Annotated in this window: 24 protein-coding genes; 8 read left to right on the forward strand and 16 right to left on the reverse strand. The window is 58.5% G+C overall.

Features of this window, described 5'->3' with window-relative positions:
* Window positions 1-41 precede the first annotated feature (41 nt).
* A complete protein-coding gene (locus tag I5961_RS13465) occupies window positions 42-902 on the reverse strand; it encodes a Ku protein (protein ID WP_085696259.1) in 861 nt (286 codons plus the stop codon).
* Between the two features lie 207 nt (window positions 903-1,109).
* On the opposite strand from I5961_RS13465, the gene I5961_RS13470 reads away from it, so the two are divergent.
* Window positions 1,110-1,451: a hypothetical protein gene (locus tag I5961_RS13470; protein WP_085696258.1), complete on the forward strand. Its 342-nt coding sequence runs from the start codon at window positions 1,110-1,112 to the stop codon at window positions 1,449-1,451.
* A 50-nt stretch (window positions 1,452-1,501) separates the two neighbouring features.
* Window positions 1,502-2,647 carry a PQQ-dependent sugar dehydrogenase gene (locus tag I5961_RS13475; protein ID WP_085696257.1) on the forward strand — a complete coding sequence of 382 codons (1,146 nt, stop codon included), beginning with the start codon at window positions 1,502-1,504 and terminating at the stop codon, window positions 2,645-2,647.
* Window positions 2,648-2,652: 5 nt separating this feature from the next.
* Here the strand turns inward: I5961_RS13475 and I5961_RS13480 are convergent, their stop codons facing one another.
* A complete protein-coding gene (locus tag I5961_RS13480) occupies window positions 2,653-3,756 on the reverse strand; it encodes a GNAT family N-acetyltransferase/peptidase C39 family protein (RefSeq protein WP_085703038.1) in 1,104 nt (367 codons plus the stop codon).
* A gap of 92 nt (window positions 3,757-3,848) precedes the next feature.
* On the opposite strand from I5961_RS13480, the gene I5961_RS13485 reads away from it, so the two are divergent.
* Window positions 3,849-5,423 carry a RimK family protein gene (locus tag I5961_RS13485; RefSeq protein WP_085696255.1) on the forward strand — a complete coding sequence of 525 codons (1,575 nt, stop codon included), beginning with the start codon at window positions 3,849-3,851 and terminating at the stop codon, window positions 5,421-5,423.
* 7 nt (window positions 5,424-5,430) lie between these two features.
* Window positions 5,431-6,354, forward strand: a complete 924-nt coding sequence (locus I5961_RS13490) for a magnesium transporter CorA family protein (RefSeq protein WP_085703037.1) — start codon at window positions 5,431-5,433, stop codon at window positions 6,352-6,354.
* Here the strand turns inward: I5961_RS13490 and I5961_RS13495 are convergent.
* The 3 genes from I5961_RS13495 to eco form a co-directional block, all read right to left on the reverse strand.
* The gene (locus tag I5961_RS13495; protein ID WP_085703036.1) at window positions 6,335-6,673 is read right to left on the reverse strand and encodes a DUF2834 domain-containing protein; all 339 of its coding nucleotides are present in this window, start codon (window positions 6,671-6,673) and stop codon (window positions 6,335-6,337) included. The two genes, I5961_RS13490 and I5961_RS13495, sit on opposite strands and share 20 nt — an antisense overlap.
* A gap of 70 nt (window positions 6,674-6,743) precedes the next feature.
* Complete coding sequence (locus I5961_RS13500; RefSeq protein ID WP_085703035.1) at window positions 6,744-7,049, reverse strand: NIPSNAP family protein; 306 nt, start codon at window positions 7,047-7,049, stop codon at window positions 6,744-6,746.
* A 20-nt stretch (window positions 7,050-7,069) separates the two neighbouring features.
* On the reverse strand, window positions 7,070-7,555 hold the full coding sequence (eco, locus tag I5961_RS13505) for a serine protease inhibitor ecotin (RefSeq protein ID WP_085703034.1): 486 nt from the start codon (window positions 7,553-7,555) through the stop codon (window positions 7,070-7,072).
* A gap of 370 nt (window positions 7,556-7,925) precedes the next feature.
* On the opposite strand from eco, the gene I5961_RS13510 reads away from it, so the two are divergent.
* Window positions 7,926-8,192 carry a DUF1652 domain-containing protein gene (locus tag I5961_RS13510; protein ID WP_085696251.1) on the forward strand — a complete coding sequence of 89 codons (267 nt, stop codon included), beginning with the start codon at window positions 7,926-7,928 and terminating at the stop codon, window positions 8,190-8,192.
* Here I5961_RS13510 and I5961_RS13515 read toward each other — a convergent pair.
* Window positions 8,189-8,587, reverse strand: a complete 399-nt coding sequence (locus I5961_RS13515) for a hypothetical protein (protein WP_085703033.1) — start codon at window positions 8,585-8,587, stop codon at window positions 8,189-8,191. The genes I5961_RS13510 and I5961_RS13515 overlap by 4 nt on opposite strands.
* A 90-nt stretch (window positions 8,588-8,677) precedes the next feature.
* Entirely contained in the window at window positions 8,678-8,938 is a 261-nt protein-coding gene (locus tag I5961_RS13520) for a DUF2790 domain-containing protein (RefSeq protein WP_085696249.1), read from the reverse strand.
* Here I5961_RS13520 and I5961_RS13525 point away from each other — a divergent pair.
* Together I5961_RS13525 and I5961_RS13530 are read left to right on the forward strand one after the other, a co-directional pair.
* A complete protein-coding gene (locus tag I5961_RS13525; RefSeq protein ID WP_170929684.1) occupies window positions 8,931-9,068 on the forward strand; it encodes a hypothetical protein in 138 nt (45 codons plus the stop codon). The genes I5961_RS13520 and I5961_RS13525 overlap by 8 nt on opposite strands.
* A gap of 364 nt (window positions 9,069-9,432) precedes the next feature.
* Window positions 9,433-9,729: a hypothetical protein gene (locus tag I5961_RS13530; RefSeq protein WP_085703032.1), complete on the forward strand. Its 297-nt coding sequence runs from the start codon at window positions 9,433-9,435 to the stop codon at window positions 9,727-9,729.
* A 186-nt stretch (window positions 9,730-9,915) separates the two neighbouring features.
* Here the strand turns inward: I5961_RS13530 and I5961_RS13535 are convergent, their stop codons facing one another.
* Genes I5961_RS13535 through I5961_RS13550 form a run of 4 tightly spaced genes read right to left on the reverse strand, consistent with a single transcriptional unit; the run spans window position 9,916 to window position 15,194 of the window.
* Window positions 9,916-11,730, reverse strand: a complete 1,815-nt coding sequence (locus I5961_RS13535; protein ID WP_085703031.1) for a DUF2235 domain-containing protein — start codon at window positions 11,728-11,730, stop codon at window positions 9,916-9,918.
* Window positions 11,727-12,206, reverse strand: a complete 480-nt coding sequence (locus tag I5961_RS13540) for a DUF3304 domain-containing protein (RefSeq protein WP_085703030.1) — start codon at window positions 12,204-12,206, stop codon at window positions 11,727-11,729. Before I5961_RS13540 ends, I5961_RS13535 begins: the two co-directional genes overlap by 4 nt.
* 55 nt (window positions 12,207-12,261) lie before the next feature.
* Entirely contained in the window at window positions 12,262-13,101 is an 840-nt protein-coding gene (locus tag I5961_RS13545; protein ID WP_227235495.1) for a DUF4123 domain-containing protein, read from the reverse strand.
* Window positions 13,101-15,194, reverse strand: a complete 2,094-nt coding sequence (locus I5961_RS13550; RefSeq protein WP_085703028.1) for a type VI secretion system tip protein VgrG — start codon at window positions 15,192-15,194, stop codon at window positions 13,101-13,103. Before I5961_RS13550 ends, I5961_RS13545 begins: the two co-directional genes overlap by 1 nt.
* Window positions 15,195-15,555: 361 nt before the next feature.
* Here I5961_RS13550 and I5961_RS13555 point away from each other — a divergent pair, with 361 nt between their 5' ends.
* A complete protein-coding gene (locus I5961_RS13555) occupies window positions 15,556-16,857 on the forward strand; it encodes an OprD family porin (protein WP_085703027.1) in 1,302 nt (433 codons plus the stop codon).
* A 140-nt stretch (window positions 16,858-16,997) separates the two neighbouring features.
* Here the strand turns inward: I5961_RS13555 and I5961_RS13560 are convergent, their stop codons facing one another.
* The 5 genes from I5961_RS13560 to I5961_RS13580 form a co-directional block, all read right to left on the reverse strand.
* Window positions 16,998-17,618 carry a hypothetical protein gene (locus I5961_RS13560; protein ID WP_085696242.1) on the reverse strand — a complete coding sequence of 207 codons (621 nt, stop codon included), beginning with the start codon at window positions 17,616-17,618 and terminating at the stop codon, window positions 16,998-17,000.
* A 44-nt stretch (window positions 17,619-17,662) separates the two neighbouring features.
* The gene (locus tag I5961_RS13565; protein WP_227235496.1) at window positions 17,663-18,601 is read right to left on the reverse strand and encodes a carbohydrate kinase family protein; all 939 of its coding nucleotides are present in this window, start codon (window positions 18,599-18,601) and stop codon (window positions 17,663-17,665) included.
* Between the two features lie 13 nt (window positions 18,602-18,614).
* Entirely contained in the window at window positions 18,615-20,111 is a 1,497-nt protein-coding gene (gene xylB / locus I5961_RS13570) for a xylulokinase (protein ID WP_227235497.1), read from the reverse strand.
* Between the two features lie 69 nt (window positions 20,112-20,180).
* Window positions 20,181-21,653, reverse strand: coding sequence for a mannitol dehydrogenase family protein (locus I5961_RS13575; RefSeq protein WP_227235498.1), 1,473 nt, complete (start codon window positions 21,651-21,653; stop codon window positions 20,181-20,183).
* A gap of 16 nt (window positions 21,654-21,669) precedes the next feature.
* Window positions 21,670-22,773, reverse strand: coding sequence for an ABC transporter ATP-binding protein (locus tag I5961_RS13580; protein WP_227235499.1), 1,104 nt, complete (start codon window positions 22,771-22,773; stop codon window positions 21,670-21,672).
* Window positions 22,774-22,784: the final 11 nt, after the last annotated feature.

Below are 22,784 nucleotides of genomic sequence, written 5' to 3' on the forward strand. Positions count from 1 at the left end.
GAATCGGGCGACTGTTGAAAGACAGTCGCCCGATTTGATTTTCACGACGCTTTTTTGGTCTTCTTCGCCGTTGTTGACTTGCTGGCGGTCTTCTTCGCCGGTTTGGCCGGAGCCTTCCCGCCGAGACTGCGCTTGAGCAGTTCGGTCAGGTCGATAACATCGGCCGATTTGCGCTCTTCTTCGCCCTCAACGGTCTCAACGTCTTCGATCTTGCCCTCATGGGCCTTCTTGTCCACCAGCGCCATGATCTTGTTTTCGAACTCGTCCTTGTAGTCCTCGGGCGTCCAGTCCGCGGTCATGTCTTCAACCAGCCGTTTGGCCATTTCCAGCTCGCCCTTCGCCAACTGCGGCTTGGTCACTTCACTGCCCAGCGCCAGTTCATCGAGGCTGCGCACTTCCTGAGGCCAGCGCAGCTTTACCAGCACCAGCGCCGACTCCAGCGGCATCAACGCCGCCAGATACTGGCGCGTGTGTAAAACCACGCGGGCGAGGGCGACCTTCCGGGTTTTGCTCAAGGTTTCACGCAGCAATGCGTAGACCTTGCCACCGCGTTTGTCGGGGGCCAGGTAATAGGGCGTGTCGATGTTCTGCAAAGGGATCTGTTCACTGTCGACGAAAGCGAAAATGTCGATGGTCTGGGTCGACACCGGGTGCGCCGAACGGATTTCTTCCTCGCTGAGCACCACATAGCGGCCTTTTTCGAATTGCACGCCTTTGACGATGTGCTCTTTGGTGACCTCCTTGCCGGTGACCTTGTTGACCCGTTTATAGCCGACCGGGTCCATGCTGCGGCTGTCGAGCCAGTCGAAGTCAACGCCGTGTGACGAGGTCGCCGAAACCAGAGCCACAGGGATATGCACCAGACCGAAACTGATTGCGCCTTTCCAGATTGCCCGAGCCATGGTGCTGTTCTCCAAGTGATGTTCGGGTGACCCGTGGCCCGGCGCAAAAGTTTCCGTTGTTTGCGGAGGCGGCGGTAAACGGCAGGTCAAGCCGTGTTACATCTTGTTTAGCGGTAACGGGTTAACAAATCCGAACCCACGGCGTAGCGTGGACTCGAAGGCTCTAAGCCACGTGCATCAAAACACGCACATCCAGAGAGGCCGCTCATGAACCGTTTCCTGCTAGGCATTGCGTTGCTGGCCCTCAGTGGCGGGCTGGTTCACGCCGAGGGCGCAACCACGTATTCATCGCTGTTGCTGGCACAAAGTCCGACCGGCAACAGCAACAACCCCTACAACAGCCCGATCCGCCGGGCGAATCCCAACAGCATGCAGGGCACCCAGCCCAGCGCTCCGCCGCTTCGCGGGCCGAACACGGTGCCAGTGCCCCGGCCACCGACCCTGGAAAACCGCGGTATCGGCAACGGTCAGCCGCCGCGCTCCGTTCCGAGCAAGCCCCCCACCTTCATTCCCAATCCTCCGGCCCGTGACAGCGGGAGCAACCGTTGAATGGCAGAGCCACTTCTGTCAGCCCTTCAAACGAACAAAAGGAATCGTGCATGTTGCGTAAAACCCTTCTGGCCGGTCTATGTGCCAGCGCACTGATCTCAGCCCCGGCGTTCGCCGCCGCTCCCAAAGAGCTGCAAAGCGAGCAGGGCACCCTTGAAGTCACGACGATTACCCAAGGGCTCAAGCATCCATGGGCCTTGGCTTTCCTGCCGGATCGTCAGGGCATGCTGGTGACCGAACGCCCCGGTAACCTGCGGGTGGTGGATGCCGGCGGCAAGCTGTCTGCGCCGATCACCGGTGTACCGGACGTCTGGGCCAAGGGGCAGGGCGGATTGCTCGATGTGGTGCTGTCACCGGATTTCAAACAGGATCGCCTCGTTTACCTGTCCTACGCCGAGGGCGGCGGTGCGGGTGACAAGGCCGGAACGGCGGTGGGGCGCGGGCGCCTTTCGGATGACCTGAAAAGCCTGAAGGACTTCAACGTGATCTTCCGCCAGGAGCCGAAGCTGTCGGTCGGCAACCACTTCGGCTCGCGGCTGGTGTTTGACCGGGATGGTTACCTGTTCATCACCCTGGGCGAAAACAATGACCGCCCGACCGCGCAGGATCTGGACAAGCTGCAAGGCAAGGTCGTGCGGATCTACCCCGACGGCAAAGTACCCGATGACAATCCCTTTGTCGGCCAGTCCGGCGTGCGCCCGGAGATCTGGTCCTACGGCCACCGCAATCCCCAGGGCGCCGCGCTCAACCCGTGGACCGGCACCGTTTGGGAAAACGAGCACGGTCCGCGCGGCGGCGATGAGGTGAACATCATCGAGCGCGGCAAGAACTACGGCTGGCCGCTGGCGACTCACGGCATCAACTACTCCATGCAACCGATTCCGGAAGCCAAGGGCAAGACCGCCGAAGGCACGGTAGGGCCGCACCATGTCTGGGAAAAGTCCCCGGGCGTTACCGGGATGGCGTTCTACGATGCCGATCGCTTCAAGCCGTGGCAGCACAACGTTTTCATCGGTGCGCTGGTGACGCAGGAACTGATCCGCCTGCAGTTCGACGGCGACAGGGTGGTGCATGAAGAGCGCTTGCTGGGCGAACTGAAACAGCGGATCCGTGATGTGCGCCAAGGGCCGGATGGTTACCTCTATGTGCTGACCGATGAGTCCGACGGTTCGCTGTACAAAGTCGGACTCAAATGAATCCTTCATGCGGATGAGCGGGCATAGAGCACAACCGCCGCCCGCAATTTGCCACGACCGAAGCGGCACATCTTCTCGAACTCCCCATGGCTGACCGGCACGTGCTGGCAGTCCATGGGCTGACGGTGCTGGCTGTGATCGACATCCGGGTCGTGCAGGTAGACAAAGTCTTCATCGCAGTCGGTGACGATTACCCAGTGCGGCGACTTGGAACGAGTCAGGCGATAGCTGCTGATCAGCACCAGAGGCTGCCCACCGTCGGCCAGTAGCGCCGGCAGGTCCTGCGTTCCGCCAATGAGTTGAACGACATCGGAGTCGTTCAGCTGCGCCATGAACTCGTCGTGCACCAGGCGCATGACGTCTTTTTTATGCGCGTCCCGCACTCCGTCGAGAAACAGCGGGCCGGTCATGCTCAGTTGCAAACGCACTGTAAAACCCCGGCGCCAGGCCGCCAGTGCCAGGCCTTGCGGGCTGCAACCGCCGTGGCCGGCGGTCATGAACACCGTGGTTGCCTCGCGCCACAACTGCAATTCCTCGCGTCGCTCCAGCAAGCGATCGGCTTGCAACGCCCCCATGGCCATCAGCAGGCAGGCCGGGCCGCAGGTGAAATCGGTGGTTTGGCGGTAATAGGGGACCTTGATGTCGCGTGAATCGCGGTGCTGGAGAATGCGTTTCTCCAGCCGCAGCGCGTCGGCGTGATCCTCGTAGTAGTCATGGATCAGCGCGAAGCGCCGGTAGCCGTTGCGCTCATACAGGGCAATGGCGGCGGGATTGTCGGTGCGCACTTCCAGCCGCAGGTACGCGCAATCGTGCTCAAGCGCACAGGCCTCGATCCGTTGCAGCAGTTGTTTGCCCAGACCGCCGCCGCGCGCTTCGGGCGCAATCGCAATGGAATACAGCCGGGCCAGTGAAGTGCCGCGATGAAACAGCACCAGCGCATAACCGGCCAGTTGTCCCTCGCGTTCGGCCACCCACAATTGCCCGTGTGCCCGGGTGATCATCCATTGGAAACTGCGGCGCGTGAGCCGGTCTGTGGTGAAACAGTGCATCTCCAGCGTGAGCAATGCTGGCAAATCCTCAACGACTGCCAGGCGAAAAACAGCATTCATATGACCACCGTAAAAGTTGCGTAACGAAACGGGACTTTCGAAAAACTTCGTGCTTAATAGAAAAGGTCTTGTTCTCCAACGGATCAATTTCTATGTCAGCGGTACAGGGTCATTGGCGCGAAGTATCCATTCAAAGTTTGCCACCGGCAACTTATTTAAAACCGCAGATCAGAACTTCCAGCCAAGTGTTGATCATCGTCGAACGCAAGGAAGACTGGGCTTCGTATTTTCCCAGCGAGGACATCCTGACGGCCCAGGAATACCTCGAACAACCACCCGACAACGAGCAGGGAAAACGGGTGCAGGTGATCAATCTGTGCCGAAGTTACAAGTACCTGGGCCACGGCTACTACTGCTCGCTGCTGGCCGAGGCCCGGGGGCACAAGGTGATTCCTTCGGTGCGGACCATCAGCGAGCTGACCCGAAAATCTCTTTATGGTCTGGCCCTGGATGACCTGGATAAAACCCTGGAAAAAGCCCTCAGCCATCATCTCTATAGCGATACCGAAGGTTTTACCCTCACACTTTATTTCGGCAAAACGCATATCGAACCGTTGCAGGATCTCGCCCGGCAATTATTCGAAGTATTCCCGTGTCCGATTCTGTTAGTTGAATTTCGCCGAACTAACGGTTGGCACATCGAAGGTATAAAATCCGGTGCCTTGCATAAGTTGCGTGACGATCAGGAAGACCAGTTCGCCAATGCGCTGGACGGCTTCAGTCGCAAGATCTGGCGAGTTCCGCGTTCGCCGCAAGTGGCGCGTTATGACCTGGCGATCCTGCATGATCCGCAGGAGGCGTTACCGCCGTCCAACGCTCGGGCACTGGAAAACTTTGTGCGGGTCGGCAAGGGCATGGGCATCGATGTCGAACTGATCGAACGCAAGGACTACGCAAGGCTGGCCGAATACGACGGCTTGCTGATCCGCGAGACCACTAGCGTCGACAACCACACTTACCGCTTCGCCAAGAAGGCCGAAAGTGAGGGGCTGGTGGTGATGGATGATCCGACGTCGATCCTGCGCTGCACAAATAAGGTCTATCTCACGGATCTGCTCAACAGCCATCAACTGGGCATGCCGGCTACGGAAATCCTCTACAAGGAACGACCCGAAGATTTCGAGCGAGTCGGCGAGCGCCTCGGCTTTCCACTGGTATTGAAGATCCCGGATGGTTGCTTCTCCCGTGGCGTGATCAAGGTCGAGAGCCAGCAGGCCTTGCTGGACGCCACCGCCGAGCTGTTCGAACATTCGGTGTTGTTGCTGGCCCAGGAGTTTTTTTACACCGAGTACGACTGGCGCATCGGCGTGCTCAACCGCAAACCGATCTTTGCCTGCCAGTACTTCATGTCCAAGGGCCATTGGCAGATTTACAACCACAAGGCCAAGGGCCAGGACGTCAACGGCGAGTGCCGCACGTTGGCGATCCACGAAGCACCGCGCGCGGTGGTGGAACTGGCGGTGAAGACCGCCAACCTGATCGGCGACGGACTTTACGGCGTCGATTTGAAACAGGCGGGCGACAAGGTGGTGGTGATCGAGGTCAACGACAACCCGAACCTCGACGCCGGCATCGAAGACGCTTATTTGCAGGACGATCTGTATTCACTCGTGTTGGAAGAATTTGTGCGGCGCCTCGAACTCAAGCGCCGTGGCCAGGCCTGGTGACCGGCCGATGATCAACAGCTTTGCACTCAATCACGGCGCCTTGCAGCGGGTCGAGCGACTGGACGCCGAGGTGATGCTGTTCAGCGACCCGGACGCTGCCGAGCGCGATTTGCTCCACAGTCACTTCAAACTCGATGAACACGCGCTGGCCTCGGCGCTGGACCCGGACGAGGTGTCGCGGATTGAATTCCATCCCGATCATCTGTTCCTGATCTGGAAGCGCCCGGAGAACTATTCCGGCGGCGGCAGCCTGGCCTTCGAGGTGTCGTCGTGCGGATTGCTGTTTTCACCAGGTCAGTTGCTGTTGATCGCCACCGACGACACGCCGCTGCACGGTCTCGGCACGGGCCGACCACTCAATACGCCGCTGGATGTGTTGCTGGACCTGCTGTTCAACAACATCCATCACTACCTTGGGCACTTGAAGGTGATCAAACTGGTCGCCCGGGAGTTGCAGCAGAAATTCAACGCCTCGATGCAGAACCAGCATCTGGTGCAGATGTTCAACCTCAGCGAAAGCCTGATCTATTACATCAACGCCCTGCACAGCAATGGCGCGGTACTCACACGCCTGCGCAATCACGCGGAAAAACAGCATTTCGGCAGCGAAGCAATTGGCCTGATCGACGATCTGATCATCGAAAACAACCAGTGCTACAAGCAGGCGGAAATCTACTCGACGGTGTTCTCCGGGCTGATCGACGCTCGGGGCAACCTGATGAACAACAGCATGAACAACCTGCTGCGCAAACTCACGTTGATCAACGTGGTGTTCCTGCCGCTCAACCTGATTGCGAGCATTGGCGGCATGTCGGAATTCAGCATGATGACCGCCGGCACGCCATGGTGGGTGTCGTACCCGTTATTCCTGGCGGCGATGCTGTTGGGGGCGGGCGGGATGCTGTTCGGGCTCAGGCGGCTGGCGAAATGACCGGGGCCGGGCGTTTGCGATCCTGCAGGCCCCGAACAACCAGGTACAACAACGGCCCGACTGATACAAACACCGCCGTCAGCAACAGATACGGCACCACTGACCAGCCCGACTGCCCACGCTTGCGCGCGTCCTTGTACATCCAGACGCCGGCCAGTGTTGCCAGCAGATAGAGATCGATTACCACCTGCGCAGTGTCCGGCCGCGACATCAGGCTGATGCCGAAGTCGATCAGCGATTGCTCGGCTTGCAGCATCACGGAAACGGTGTAGCCGCTGAAGGCAATCAATGCAGTGAGGGGCAGGGCGATGGACATCATTAATCCTTCCTTGGTCAGATGAGTCGGAGTTTCCGGCAGAGCAGCTGTCAGCCGTTGGCAGTTGAAGCATTCAGGGCAGCAGTGGGCGCAGAAAACTGCGTTCGTAGCTGACGATGAACTTCTTTTCGACCAGATCGGCCACCAGTGCCGTGCTTTCCGGGTCGGTCAGTGCGATGTGGCGATAGCTTTCGTAATCCGCCAGCGACGGGAAACTGAACAGGCAATACGCGATATTGCTCGCGCCTTCCGAGGGCAGGAAGTAGCCGTGATGCGTTCCGCCCAGCCGTTCGACGATGCCGAGCCAAGTCTTGGCGTAGGCTTCGAATGCGTCCAGCTGGTAGGGGTCAATCACGTATCTGACGTGGCAGGTAATCAATGCCGCTGCTCCTTGGCGAGTTACTCGGGAATGGCGGTGCCGACTTTTTCCGAGGCCGACCAGATGCGATAACGCACTTCGACGTCCGACGGTGCGTAAACCACGATTGGCAGCTTGCTGTTGTAGCGCACGGTGAAGCCGTCACCGATGACCGGTACGAACGCACGCTTTTTCTGGGTGCCGGGTGGGCAGGCCATCAGGGTGCTCATCGGGCCGCTGACTTTTTCCAGGCGATAGAACGGATAGCCCCAGCCTTCGAGGTTTTTCTCTTCGAGGGTGCCGCCCAGGCGCTGGCGGTTGCAGTCGACTTCGAGGGTCTTGCCGGCGAGGATTTCGACTTTGAAGTTTTCTTCCTGGGCCTGTTGCGGCAGGTGGATGACTTGGCGCGTGAAGCCCGCTTCAGCCTTCGGATAAGGCGCGGTGTCTTCAAGCTTGGCGGCGTGGGTGAGGGTGGACAGGCTGGCGAGCATCAGGCCGGCGGTCGCGTAAACAGTGAAATTTCCCATTGAAGCCTCCTGGCGGGTGTACGTTGGTTGACGGGCATTCTCACTGTCACAGGGGATGAATGCAAACCGCCAGCCGCATGCAAATTGCAGTGCCTGCACGATCGGATCTTGCATTTTGCAACTGGCCAGTTGCCTGTCTTTTTGCCAAGTCATTGATTTGCAAGGAGGTGAATGCAACCTGATGAAAGGCACGTTTTATGCGTTGATTTGGTGCAGCGCACCGAGTTTGGGCGCCTACACTCCAATGGGCTTTCGCAGTACAGCCGCTTGTCACACCCAAGGATTCAGCGGGGATACACCCGTGGGAAACTGTGGCAACGGTCGACGTGAATACTTGATTGGCAGTCTCACAGTAAGGAGAGGTTTCGCCATGTTTCTGTCTGCCTTGGAACTCCGCAACATCATTGAAAGCAGCTTTCTACCGAAACGCTGTCAGTGCACGCTGTCCCCGGATCTGTCGATGACCGTCAAGGTGTATGGCGATCACAAGACCGATCAGGTTGAGCTGCTGGTGAGTGGCATTGATGCCAGTCATCTGAACAGCTGTCGCGAAATCAACGGCCTGATCGCCGGGTTGCGCTCGGATCTTGCGCAACAATCGGCAATCCATTCAGTGCCGCGATCCCGAGTCGTTTAACTGACTGTTTCACCCAGTTCGACCGTCACGCGCCGGGCCTGCAAGAAGCCAAGGCCCAGCGCGAACTCTACCAGCACCGCGAGCAGAATCCCGGGGCCGGCGTGGCCGTTGAGCCATTCAGCAAAACCCAGCACCGCCAGGCCAAAACAGCCGACGATAAAGCCGTTGCTCAGCGCATTACGCGCGATCGACACCGGGGCGTTGCGCACCAGATAAAACATCACCCCCAGCGCCGCAAACAGCACCGCCATGCGTCGTGCAACAAATCCTGCTGCCTCTGTGTACTCAATACTCCAGATCGCCAGCAACATCTGTGGCGCCAGCCCCCACGCCAAAGACAGCAGAAAACACAGGGAGAAAGTGAGGGTCGAGAGCGTGCGAAACGACAACTGCATGGCGAATCCTTGCGGCAGTGAGGAGGGCCCCGAGCATACCCTTCGAGACCCGTGTTCGCCTACCGCAAAGCCGCAAATCAGAGCTTTCTGTCAGTTTTGGAAGCTGCACGCGTCAGATAATTTCCGGTAACTGATTTGCTCGGGTTTGCCGGCGTTGTCGATGTACTTCATGTCGGCGGTGATGACCTTGCATTCCTGTGTCGGCGGCTCAGTCAGGGATACCACTTTGGCGACATGCAACGGCATGCCGTATTCATAGGGAACAGCCTTGGCGGTGTCATTGGCCTGGGCCAGCCCGGCAAACGCGGTGCAGGCGAGGGCAGTGGTGAGCAGGAACGGACGAATGTTCATGATGGACTCCGGTGCGACGGAAAATGAGTTCGGCATGTTGCAAGCCAAACCTGCCGCACTGGGCATCAGCCAGGGACTGAGGGCGTGCGGTTCAGTAGAGTTTTTGACCGCGGCGTTAAGCGATGGTTAACCGGGCTGAACGCCGGCTGTCCGGACGGGGATTGTTTCACGGGGGAGTCTCGGCGGATTCCTACAAGGGTGGATGCCTTGTCTGCTTTCGGGGGCTGGAGTGGGGCGGTTATGGTTTGGTGTCGCTGCAAAATCAGCGGCTTAGGTTTGGTCACCTAACGTAATCACCTGTGCATGTGTGCCATTATTCGCCCCGACGAACATTCGTGTCCGTGGAGTGCATTGCTGTGGCGGCTGTGTGCAGGGTCGCCTTCGGGCGAGCCGAGTCAGGTGGTTCTCGGTTGACCAAGCCTGTTCACAGTCCGCCTCCCCATCGTTTGGTCACGGTGCTGGCGGTTACTTTCAAGCTGCCTTGAGTAATTCCAATGCCAATCCTGAAACTAAGCTCCTCCCGCTATCTCCCGCTCAACAGCGGCGTCACCGACAGCGCACCGCTGGTCATCGACACCCAAGCCAACCCCCAAGACATCTTCGAAGCCGCCGTCCAGCGCGTACGCGCCGCCGCCGACCTGCTCGAAACCCTGCACTGCCTGTGCTTCAAACACGCCGATGTCCAGGACATTCCCCACATCACCCATGCGCTATACCTGCTGACGCAGGATGGCAGTGATTTGCTGCAAGTTGCGCAGCAGAAAATGTTGAGCTGGCAGGCTCCGGTTTGATGGTTTGAAAAGCGGCCTAGTATTCACGGGCAGAAGCATTATCTGCCCGTGATGCTGTTGGAGGCTTTCGATGAGCTAAAGGCGAGGCTCTTCATCCGGGACTGGATCATTTATGAAATCAAAGATATCCAAACTAGTCTGTCAGGGGCAATTTGAGCCTAACCTTAGACTATCCTTACTTCGACTCTAAGCGCCTGACGATTGCGTCGATGGCTTACGCATCATTTGCTCCATGTAGTCTGGCGACATTCCTTTAGTCTTTTTCAAATCAGGAATATCGAACTCTCGAACCAGGAAATATTTTATTGTGCTCGGGGATTGCGTCATATTGTTTATCATGAATCTATCACTCAGATAGAGCTCCAGAAGATCTTCGATGTCGAAGCTGAGGCCCTTTGGTTGCGGGGCAAACCATTCATCCAATAATGCCTTTTCTGATTTCGAAGCAAGTCCGATGCGCAGACGTTTGGCTTCTCTATCAACTTCCTCAAGCCAACCAAGCTCAGCGCGAAGACTTTCTTTGCTCTCACGTGTCTGTTTTAGAGACGTATCACGCTTTTTGGCTTGAGCTTCGGTTTCGCTACCCATTCCCAACATGCGCTTGAAAGATCCATTTTCACCAAAAACCGGTCGCTCCAAACGCTCTTCTTCCTCGGAATAAGCACGGTGTTGCTCACTGTACAACTCCCACAGTCCGCGAAGTCTTTGAATATAAAGACGGCGATGGGCGAGAAAGGCATCGGCAGAAACTTTTTTATTGCCAGCCTTGGAAATGTATCGATTACTCGCCTCAATGGCGCTTGTGCCATTAATGTGGTCGTGTAACTCGAAGAAACTGGACACGTATCTATCTTTTTCCTGGAGCTTTGCCATCGAAGGGAAGGGAACTCCGGCACTGTAGGCTGCGCGGTACATATCGTGCAGAGCTGCCATGTGTAGTTCGCGACTGTGAGGGGTACTGTCTTTTTTTAGTCCTCCCCCTACATCAAAACTTGTTCCTGGAACCAAGCGCTCTTCCCAGCGCGGGGTGAGTGATCCAGTGCCAATCAGTCGAGCACGCCTGTTATCCCTGCATTCATGAGCAGCAACTAGATGAAGGGCTGATTTTACAGGGCCCGGCAGACACTCTCCGTCATCGACTTTATTGGAGATTGGCAGCAAAAAATCAAGAACGACAGATGCTTCCATGCTTCTATCGACCGCATCGAACAAACCCGCGAAGATAACTTCAAGTTTTGCGCCTTTGTAGGTAGTAGTACCAGGGTCGCACGCTTCGAATATCTTATGAGCAAAGGCTCGCGCCAGTGTTGCGCCATAATCGAATCCGAATATCGACACAGATATTTTCTTGATCGAAATCGGATTTGCCTTTTTCACATCTTCAACGAGTTTTTCGAATCGATTTGTTGCGGCTTCTAATCGAGTATCCACACCAGTTTTGAGTAAGCTAAAAACAACTTCGTCGTCACGGACCGGCGAGACACCTTCGACTGACGCTTTTGCTGCTGCTGTGGCAATCGTGGAAATAATATTCTTCGGTCTTATATTGTTCGTGAGGTTTTCCCACCAGTTTTTTCCCGTCAAAAGGTCCTTGCCAACATCGACAGCCGCTTCTGTAGCGTTATCCTTAGGCAGCTTTGAGACATCATCCTTGACTTTACTCACTGCGCCATTGAGGTCGGCGGAACTGGTAGTTGCGTTTGTTCCTAAAGTAGCGTCGAAAGATGTAGCGAGCCCGGATATGTAGAATTTATGATACTGGTTGGCTGGGTCGGAGGGCGCAGCCGTCTTTTCATGAGGATAGGCAAGAAAAAGCCGTCCAATATTCGTAACTCGGTCCTCTCTTAAGTCCTTCTCGAGATTTCGACTGACGCCGTCAAAAAAAAATCCTACGTGAAGAGTTGCTTCACAGGGCAATACCGAACTCTTCTTACCCACCGTGTCCGTGTTTGAACGCGCGCTGATAGCTTGTGCATCAGACAAGTTTTTTGGTGTGCTCATGGATGACTTCCTGGTCCGTCAGATGGAGGATTTGCTGAGTTTTCCGGAGCGTACCTCGTATCCAGGGTCGTGGCAGACCACAAAAGCTCAATCTTGTTTTCGGGGAGAAAATAGACGTGCAATGTATCGTCTCCGGCTTTACGTTTTGGCAGGGGCAACAGAGCCTCATGTCTCTCTATTTTCATGCCCTGGTCCTCCTGAGCTTTTGACATGCTCAGGATCCAAACTAATTTGGCATTTTCTCCGGATATGTCCCAGCAGCAGGTGACGCCTCCGTTTCCACCCCAGTTATCATTTACCCAGTAGCTACCGACAGGTCTGTCCATATAGTTATGAGACGTCAACGCCGCGCCGGGCATTCGGTTTTGGCTATAAATGAAAAATGCTAAAAAAGGGGCAGCAATAATAAGGATGCCGATAGCTAAGGCTCGGTTCTTCCATCTGCGTTGATTCAAATTATTCAGGCTTAACGACATTGAATATTTCCAGGGCTCTTTTTCACCAATCGGCTTTCTACGGAAAAATGTTGACTCATTCAGACAACTCCCTCATCACAACCCCAAGCGGCAACTTCTCCCCAACAGCCCGCTCTTTGGCTTTTCCCCACATCGGCCAATTCGCCGGGAACTCGGGATCCATCAATTGCAGGGTGGCAAACAGGCTGACGTCTTCCGGGTCAGACAAGCCTTCTGCGCGACCTGCGTCCAGCGCGTGCTTGACCTGCTTCAACCGGTCTCCATGGCAGCTACTGGTGAATACCTCCGGCGCGTCTTTTTCCAGTTCGGTGGTCAGGTTGTAGGGCAGGGGATCGATCTCCATGTCCTTCCATAACTTGGCGTCCAGGAAAATCGGCTGGTACTTGCCCGGCTGTTCCAGGTTAAGCCCTTTGAAGCATTGCCACTCATCATCCGCCGCTGGCACCCACCACTCCTGCAACGGGCCGAAAAGCCAGGCATGCCAGGACAGATCGTCGCGGGCGTGGAGCATCGGCAGTACTTCAGGGGCGTAGCTGCGGATCATCAGGACTTCGCCGGCTTCATTTTTTGCCAGCAAGGCGTCGCTCAGGTGCGCCGCGAATTTGTCGGCGGGGCAGTCGGTGCGGATCCAGCTGGCCATGGTGGTGCAGCCGGTGAAGTATTCGTGGGCGAGAAAGGCCTCGAATTCCATGTCGCTGACGTCCACGAGCCATGGGCCGTAGTTGCGCAATTCGGCGAACTCCGGTTGAAGCATCAAGGGGCGGCGTGACGGATCGGATTTGAGAAATTGCTGCCGAGCCGGCTCAGCGAGCAGGCCCGTTTCTACGATTGCGAATCGCGACTGTGCGTTTTTATTCGCCTCTGCCCAGGCTTTCGCTGCGTCGTCCTTCGTCATCAATTGGCTCCCGATTGCAGGGCCAGTTTTTCCCGCATGGCTTTCTTCAGACATTCAACGCAGATGCCTTTCGGCGCCTTCAACTTCGGCACGACGGCCAGCGATTCAGCCTCGATCTTTTGATTCAGCCGGGTTTGCATCAAGCGTCCGGCCTTGTCGAGGGCTGCCAGGCCAGGGATGAAAGGCACGAGGATCTGAACGCCAGAACCCACCCCCGGCGCACCACCAGTATTGGCCTTCACTTCCGCACCGCTGATGGTCACACCACCCGCATCAACCTTGACGAAACTGCCGCCAGCCTTGGCCGTCAGTTCCATACCACCCTCGATCACGACCTTGTCGCCGGCGTGGTAATGAATCTCCGTGCCCGCTTCAACGAACTGCGCGGTGCCGACCTTCACATGCTGGGTCACGCCCACGGTCAGGTGATCATTCGCCCGCATCTCACTGACACGATCCAGATGAGTGATGCGGTGCTCTTCAACCTTGAATTCACTTAAAACATTGGCTTCGACCGTGTCATGCCGTTCGTTGCCAACCCGAATCTTCTGGTCGTGCTCAATGTTCTCATCCCAGTCGCGCTGGGCATGGATGTAGATCTGTTCCGCGCCTTTTTTGTCTTCGATGCGGAATTCGTTGTAGCCCTTGCCACCCGGTGAGCTCAGGGTCTTGAAGGTGCTGCGGGTCTTGTTCGCCGGCAGGTCGTAGGGAACGACGTTTTCCTTGTGGTACAGGCAGCCGGTCACCAGTGGCTGGTCGGGGTCGCCTTCGAGGAAGGTCACCAGCACTTCCATGCCGATCCGTGGGATGGCGATGCCGCCGTAGGCAGCGCCGGCCCAGCCGCTGGCGACCCGCAGCCAGCAGGTGGTCTTGTCGTCGGCCTGACCTTCGCGGTCCCAGTGGAATTGCACTTTCACGCGGCCGTACTGGTCGCAGTGGATTTCTTCGCCGGCGGGGCCGGTGACAATGGCGGTCTGGCTGCCGAGGACTTTCGGTTTCGGGTGTTCGAGGGCAGGGCGGTAGTGGGCGTCCCACGGGGTGGCCACGAAGCTGTTGCGATAGCCCTGGTGGAAATCGCTCTTGTTGTCGGTGACGTCGCTGGTGACGTTTTCGCCCAGCACTTGCGGCTGCTTGCCTTCGTGGAATATTTCCAGCAGCAGCCACAAATCGTTCCACTCGGCGCGCGGGTGCTCGGCCAGGGTCAGGAAGTGGCCGGTGGTCAGGGTCGGCTCGTCACTTTTGCCTTCAGCCAGTTTGTAGTCACTGCGATGGCGTTCCAGGGCGCGGGTCGATAGGAACTTGCCGCGCTCACGCGTGGTGAAGCGGCCGGGGTAGTCGTAGTCCTCCAGGTCCGGGGCGAACGCGGACTTGACGGCACCTTCGGGCAGAATCTTCGGTTTTTCGAAATCGTAATCGCGGCGGCTGACGCGGCTGGTGCGGGTTTCCAGGCGCAGGTTGAAGCGCTTGATGACCGGTTTGTCGGCGGTCATGCCGGAGTCTTGCTGGTAGTTCACCGGTTTCAGTTTGCGGAACACGGTCTGGTCGTCGCCGAACACCAGTTTGTGGCCGCTGCTGCCGTGCTGGAAGTGGAAGTGAATGCCATCCTCTTCGCACAGGCGCTGGATGAAATGCAGGTCGGATTCGTCGTACTGCGCGCAGTAGTCGCGTTCCGGATACTCGGCACCGAGCTGGAAGCTGTAGGCGTCGGACAGGATCCCGCGATCTTCCAGCACCTGGGCAATGATCTTCGGCACCGTCATTTGCTGGAAGATCTGCTGGTCATGGTTGTGCCGCAGGTAGGCCAGTTGCGGCACCAGACTGATGCTGTAACGGGTCAGGGTCTTGCCGGAATCACCTTGCTCGATGCGGTACACCAGACCATGAATCTTGCCCTCGCCAGTGGCGCCGAAGGTCAGGCAGCCAGGCTTGTGCAGGAGTTCTTCGAGTTTGAGGTCGGGGCGGGCGCTGACCAGTTCGAGGTCGAAACGGAACGGTTCGTTGAGGGCTTCGCGACCGGTAAAGCTGAGGACTTGCAGGTCGGCGGAGGCGCCTTCGAGCGTGAGGGTAATGTGGGTAGCATTGGCGTCCAGCATGCCTTTATTTCCGTCCTTTGGATTAGCGTGGGCGGATGGTGCAGGATTAAACCGCCTCGTTCAAGGCGCAAATGCCGTAGAAGCACAGGCCTGAAGTCATAGGGAAAACCCTTAGGTCGGCTGTTTCGCCCCATGAAACAGGCACTTGCGCGCGAGAGATTGCGTGCAATCGTCAACCTCAGCGTCCAGGAACAGCCAGTCAGTTTCAGACTAAAGTCGCCTGTAGCACGTCAAAGCCATCTGCCATCATTGCTCTTCACCCCCGCGTGTTCACTGCCTCCCGGTTCTTTATCGACCCGGGACGGGAGCTATTTCTGGTTGTTTGCGCCTCTGCGCAATCGTTGCCCTGTTGGAGTTTTCAATGCGTCCCCCATTTCCCCTCATCACCCCGCGCCAGTCGCTTGGCTTCGGAGCCTTTGTGCTGTGCGCCGGTTTTACCGCGCAGGTCCAGGCCAGCGGTTTTTTCGAAGACACCACGGCGAAGATCGAATCGCGCACGGTGTACTTCAACCGTGATTTCCGTGATGGGCACACCTCCAATGATCAGGGCGCGTCCAAGCGCGAAGAGTCGGCGCAGGGCTTCATTCTCAATCTGCAATCGGGCTACACCGAAGGCACTGTCGGTTTCGGTATCGATGCGCTGGGCATGGCGGGCTTCCAGCTCGATACCAGCCCTGATCGCAGCAACAGCGGCCTGCTGCCCTCCAGCGGCGACAACCCGCGCGGCTCGAAAGGCCAATACGCAAAAATGGGCCTGACCGCCAAGGTCAAAGTCTCGGACACCGTGCTGAAGTACGGCGCGCTGCTGCCGGATCTGCCGCTGCTCAAGTACAACGACGGTCGCCTGCTGCCGACCATGTTCAACGGGGCAATGCTGACCTCCAAGGAGGTGAAGGACCTGACCTTCATGGCCGCGCGTCTGGACAAATACACCGCGCGGGATTCGACCGATTCGCAAGACATCCGCGTGCACTGCAAGAACAAGCGCTATGCCTGCAACACCACCGCCGATCATTTCGACATGTACGGCTTCGACTACAAGATCAACGATCGCCTGACTGCGCAGTATCACTACGCCGAGCTGGAAGACATCTATCGCCAGCACTTTGTGGGTCTGCTGGCCAATCAGCCGCTGGGTGACGGCGTGCTGAAAGCCGATCTGCGTTTGCTGAAGAGCGCCGACAGCGGTGATGCCAAGGCCGGCTCCATCGACAACCGTGCCTTGAGCGCAATGCTGTCCTACGGCATCAGCGGCCACACCTTCAGCGCCGGCTGGCAGCGCATGAATGGCGATAACTCGATGCCATATCTGGATGGCAGCAACCCGTATCTGGTGAACTACGTGCAGGTCAACGACTTCGCCGCCGCGCAGGAACGTTCATGGCAGCTGCGTTATGACTATGACTTCAAGGCCATCGGCATCAATGGCCTGAGTTTCCTGACCCGTTACGTGAACGGCGATCACGTCAAGGTGCCGGGCAGCGATCAGGAAGGCAAAGAGTGGGAACGCGACAGCGAGTTGAAGTATGTGATTCAGACCGGGACGTTCAAGGATGTCAGCCTGCGTTTGCGCAATGCGACTTACCGTACCAACTACGAGAAGTTTGCCCGGGATGTGGATGAGACCCGGTTGATTGTGAGTTACAACTTTTCGGTGTTGTAACCCATAGGTCGGCGGTGTCTGAGCTGACGCCATCGCGAGCAAGCTCGCTCCCACAGGTTTCCCGGGTGCTCACTAAATTGTGGTCACTCTAAATCCCTGTGGGAGCGAGCTTGCTCGCGAATGCGGTTTCATGGCTACCGCTATAGCCAATGCCAGAACCGGCTCCAGAACCCGCGATTCAGATCATCCTTGCACGCCGCGTATTGCTGACCGTACATGTCCGAGCGGTTCTGCACCTTGCGCGCAGTCGGCATCAGCCACGCCTTGCTGGCATAGGTCTTCTGGCGAAAACCGCCCCAGCCTTCGTGGTAGTTGAGGTACTGGTTGTAGGCGTCGTACTTGTACACGCCGTTGATCGAGGTGGTCTTGTCCATGTACCAGCCGACGAAGTCGATGGCGTCGTCGAAGTCTTCGCGATCGGCGCCATATCGGCCGGTGCTTTTCTGGTAATCGGACCAGACCTCATCCTTGGCCTGCGCATAGCCCGAGGCCGTCGAAACCCGGCCCCACGGGATCACCCACAGCAGGTATTTGCGGGGCGTCTTGGCGTCGTAGCGGTAGCCGGACTCCTGATACATGATCGCGAACGGCACCTGGATCGGTACGCCCCAGCGCTTTTGCGTGACTTGCGCCGCGTCGTACCAATCACTCTTTTCGCGGAAAATCTCGCAGAGGTTTTCCGGCGAACGCGGTGGCGATGTTCCGCAACCGGTCAGCAGTGCCGCCAATACCAACAGTCCAACCGTGCGCCCCGAATTCAAAAGCCGTCATCCCGTCGTGCAAAAAAGGGCGCCAGTCTACGCGGTCAGCTCAACTGGTGGCGATAAGGCAAATCCGGACCCGTTTTACTGCATGTAAGGGCGGCGGCCTGTACGGCAAACCTGAGCATGCCGTCGATCTGTTCGCGGCTCAGGTGCTGAACGCCTTCCACCGAATCCAGCTCATGCTCGGTCAGCCAGGTGATCAACGCGGCCTGGAAGGTATCGCCGGCGCCGACGGTATCGGCGATCTTCACCGAGTTCGCCGGCACCGACCATGAACCGTGGGCCCGGCTGAACACCGTCGCACCTTCACCGCCACGGGTCAGGAACACCACCTGACAACGATGCTGCAGCCAGCCTTCGATGACGCGCTGCGGGTCCTGCTCGGGGTACAGCAGGCTCAAGTCTTCGTCGCTGACTTTGATCAAGTCTGCCAACGGCACCAGCGTAGCGATTCGTTCGCGCCACAGGTCGATGTTCGGCTCGGGGTTGAGGCGCACGTTCGGGTCAAGGCTGATCAGGCGCTTGCCGCTTTCACGCTGCACCAGCGCAAGCAAGGTATCGGCAATCGGTTGCACCACCAGCGAGAAGGAACCGAAGTGCAAACCGCGCACCTCAGGGCCCAGCGTTGGCAGGTGTGCCAGGCTCAACTGGCGATCGGCGCAGCCTTCGCCACGGAAGCTGTAATGCGGCGAGCCATTGGCGCCCACCGCGACCATCGCCAGGGTGGTCGGTGCAGCGAAATCCACCAGATAGTCCGGACGTACGCCCTCATCCTGCAGCACCTGTTGCAAGCGCCGGCCGAGGTAGTCGCTGGACAACCCGCCGAACAGCGCCGAATCCACGCCCAGCCGGCGCAACCCCACCGCCACGTTGAACGGCGAGCCACCGGCAATCGCCTTGAAATTGACTTTTGAGGCCTGCCCGCCGGCATCGTCTTCGCTGAAGAAATCGAACAGCGCTTCGCCACACACCAGGTACATAGTTGTTTGCTCTTTATAAGGTTGCGACATGCAGTCGATAGCGTTCATAGGCCTGCTGGAACGCCGCGACATTCGTGGCAACCGGCAGGGTTTCACTGTTCAGGTCGAGCTTCACGCAGCGCTGGCACAGGTCGGCCAGGGTGTCTTCGTGGCCGTTCGACCACGACTTGCACCACGCCGCCTGAATCGCCGCGCCCAGGGCAGCGGCCTCGCTCTGCTCGGTGCAGATCACCGGGGTGTTCATGATGTCGGCGACGATCTGGCGCCACACCGCACTTTTCGAGCCGCCGCCGATCAGGCAAATGCTGCGGCTTTGTAAACCATTCTGGCGCAACAGATCCAGTCCATAACGCAGGCCGAAGGTGGTGCCTTCGACCGCCGCGCGGCAAAGATTGGCTTGCGTCAGGTTATCGATCGTCAGCCCATGCAGACTGCCAGTGGCGTGGGGAAGGGGTGGCACGCGTTCGCCGTTGAGGAACGGCAACATGCTCACGCCGTCAGCGCCGATCGGGGCCTGGGCCACTAAAGCGTTGAAGGCATCGAGATCAAGGTTGAACAGTTCGCGGATCGCGCCGGTGGCGTTGGTCAGGTTCATGGTGCAGATCAGCGGCAGCCAGCCACCGCTGGAGGAGCAGAAGGTCGCGACCGACGCGTCCGGACTGACCTTTGGCGCTTCGGCGTAGGCGTACACCGTGCCGGAAGAACCGAGGCTCATGGTGATCGCACCCGGCTGAATATTGCCGGTGCCGATGGCGCCCATCATGTTGTCGCCACCACCGCTGGACACCAATGCATCGGGGTTGATGCCCAACTGTTCGGCGATTGCGGGCAGGATCGTGCCGACTGCTTGATGGGCGTCGATCAGCTCGGGCAGCGCGGATTGCAGGCGACCGCTGGCATCGATGTCACGCAGCAGCTGCAAATCCCACTGGCGGGTGCGCACGTTGAAATAGCCGGTACCGGATGCGTCACCGTATTCGCTGCACGCACGGCCGGTGAGCCAGAAATTCAGGTAGTCGTGGGGCAACAGGATCCGAGCGATGCGTGAAAACACCTCTGGATGCTTTTCCTTGGTCCACAACAGTTTGGAGACGGTGTAGCCCGGCGCGATGACCACGCCGAGACGCTCCAGCGAGCCTTGTTCGCCACCCAGGTGAGTCAGCAGGCGATCGTTTTCAGGCGTGGTTTCGGTGTCGCACCAGAGCTTGGCCGGGCGCAGAACCTGGCCTTGCTCGTCGAGCAGCACCAGGCCGTGTTGCTGACCGGAAACGCCGATGCCGAGGATCGACTGGCCGTCCACTTTCGCTGCCAGCAGGGCACGGCGAGTGGCGAGGGCGAAGGCCTCCAGCCATTGCGCGGTGTCTTGCTCGCGACGGCCGTTGGCGCCGCTGATCATCGTGTGGGCGGCGGCGCCTTGGCCGAGGACCTGACCGCTGACAGTGTCGAGGATGATGGCTTTAGTGCCTTGAGTGCCGCAGTCGATGCCGAGGAACAGTTGCTGTGTTGTCATGTGCGCTCCACACAGATCGAGGGACGCGGAGCGTCCCGGGCTGCATTCCCACGCAGAACGTGGGAACGATCAGGTCAACAGGTGTTCGAGGGTGCGAGTCACGCCTTCTTCGCGCAAGCTGTTCAGGCACCATTCAAACGCCGCCACAAACTCCTTCGAGCGCGGTATCGCGGTACCGAAGATTTCTTCAACCCCCAACAACCGCTCAGTGATCAAAGCATCCTCCGCCACCAACCCCTGACAGAACGCCGCCCGAGGATCCGGAATCGAGTAAGTGTCGCCATTCTCGTCCACACCCTTCAAGTACAGCGCCCAGGCCGCCACCACCAACGCCGCTCGTTTGGTCTCCTGTCCGTCGGCAATCAACCGATTGATCGTTGGAATGGTGAACTTGGGAAACTTCGACGAACCATCCGAACAAACCCGCTCCAACTGATCGGCAATCGCCTGATTGGAGAACCGTGCCACCAGCGTGTTCTTGTAGTCGGTCAGGTCGATGCCCGGCACCGGCGCCAGTTGCGGGGTCACGTCCAGATCCATGTAGGCGCGCATATAACGCACGAACAGCGGGTCGTTCATGGTTTCGTGAACGAAGCGGTAACCCTTCAAAAAGCCCAGATAAGTCAGTGCAAGATGGCTGCCGTTGAGCAGTTTGATCTTCATTTCTTCGTAGGGCGAAACATCGTCGGTGAATTGCACGCCGACGTTTTCCCAGGCCGGGCGGCCGTTGACGAATTTGTCTTCCAGCACCCATTGCACGAAGGGTTCGCAGACCACCGGCCAGGCGTCGTCGACGGCGTGTTTGTCCGCCAGTTGCAGGCGATGCGCAGTGCTGGTCATGGGGGTGATGCGGTCGACCATCGCGTTGGGGAAGCTGACGTTGGCGTCGATCCAGTCACGCAGGTCCGGATCCAGCAGCGAGGTGAAGGCCAGCAGCGCCTTGCGGGTGACGGCGCCGTTGTGCGGCAGGTTATCGCAGGACATCACCGTGAACGCCGGAATGCCTGCCGCACGTCGCTTGGCCAGCGCGGCACAGAGGAAACCGAACACGGTTTTCGGCTGTTGCGGGTAAGTCAGGTCGTGCTGAATCTGCGGCAGGTGCGCCATGAACTCGCCGTTGCTGTCATCAATGCAGTAGCCGCCCTCGGTGATGGTCAGCGAGACGATACGGATCTGCGGGTCGGCGAGTTTTTCGATCAGCGCCTGAGCGCTGTCCTCGGCCAGCAGCATGTCGCGGATCGCACCGATGACGCGGACTTCGGTGTCGTCGTTGTCGCCGAGTTCGAACAGGGTGAACAGGTAATCCTGTTCCTTGAGGTCGTCGCGGGCGCGGCGGTCTTCGGCGCGCAGGCCGACGCCGCAAATGGCCCAGTCCAGCGCTTCGCCGGTGTTCATCAGCGCGTCGGTGTAATACGCCTGATGTGCGCGGTGGAAACCGCCGACGCCAATGTGGGCGATGCCCTGGCGGGTGTCGCTGAGGCTGTAGGCCGGCAGTTTTACTTCGGCGGCGAGGCGGTTGAGGTTTTGCTTGTTCAGTTTCATCGGGTCAGTCTCGAAATCAGGCAGCCGCGCGCAGCGGGCGGGTCAGCGCCACGCCGTCGGCATCGAACAGGTGGCAGTGGGCAGCGTCCAGGTGCAGGTTCAGTTGTTCGCCGTAACGGCTCGCCAGATCGCCGCGCACGCGCATGGTCAGGGCTTCGCCGGCGTTGGTCTTGACGTGGCAGAAGGTGTCGCTGCCCAGCCGTTCGCTGACGTCGGCAGTGACTTGCAGGGTGCAGTCGCCCGGTTGCGCGAGTTCCAGATGTTCCGGGCGAATGCCCAGGGTCACGGCTCTGCCGACGCTCAGGTTCGACGCGTTGAATGGCAGGGTGATGCGAGTGCCGGCGTCCAGCGAAACTTCGCAGCTCGCGCCATCGATCCGCGCGATCTGGCCTTTGAGGAAGCCCATTTTCGGCGTGCCGAGGAAGCCGGCGACGAACAGATTGGCCGGGTTGTGGTACAGCTCCAGCGGCGAACCGACCTGTTCGATCTTGCCGCCGTTGAGCACCACGACCTTGTCGGCCATGGTCATGGCTTCGACCTGATCGTGGGTCACGTAGATCATGGTCGCTTTGAGGTCCTTGTGCAGGCGCAGCAGCTCAAGGCGCATTTGCACCCGCAGGGCGGCGTCGAGGTTGGACAGCGGTTCGTCGAACAGGAAGATTTTCGGGTTGCGCACGATCGCGCGACCGATGGCCACACGCTGACGCTGGCCGCCGGACAACTGTTTCGGCTTGCGTTCTAGCATCGGGCCCAGTTCGAGAATCCGCGCCGCTTCACCGACTTTCTTTTCGACCTCAGCCTTCGGCACACCGGCCAGATCGAGGGCAAACGACATGTTCTTTTTCACGGTCATGTGCGGATACAGCGCGTAGGTCTGGAACACCATCGCCAGGTCACGCTTGGCCGGGCTGACTTCGGTGATGTCGCGCCCGTCCAGTTCGATGGTGCCGCCGCTGACTTCTTCAAGGCCGGCGATCAGTCGCAGCAGGGTGGATTTGCCGCAGCCCGACGGGCCGACGAACACCACGAATTCCTTGTCGTTCACCTCAAGGTCGATGCCCTTGATGATGGAGAAACCTTCGAAGCCTTTTTGCAGATTCTTGATTTTCAGGTTGGCCATGATGGCGCTCC

It is taken from the genome of Pseudomonas sp. IAC-BECa141, from assembly GCF_020544405.1.
Classification (GTDB): Bacteria; Pseudomonadota; Gammaproteobacteria; order Pseudomonadales; family Pseudomonadaceae; genus Aquipseudomonas.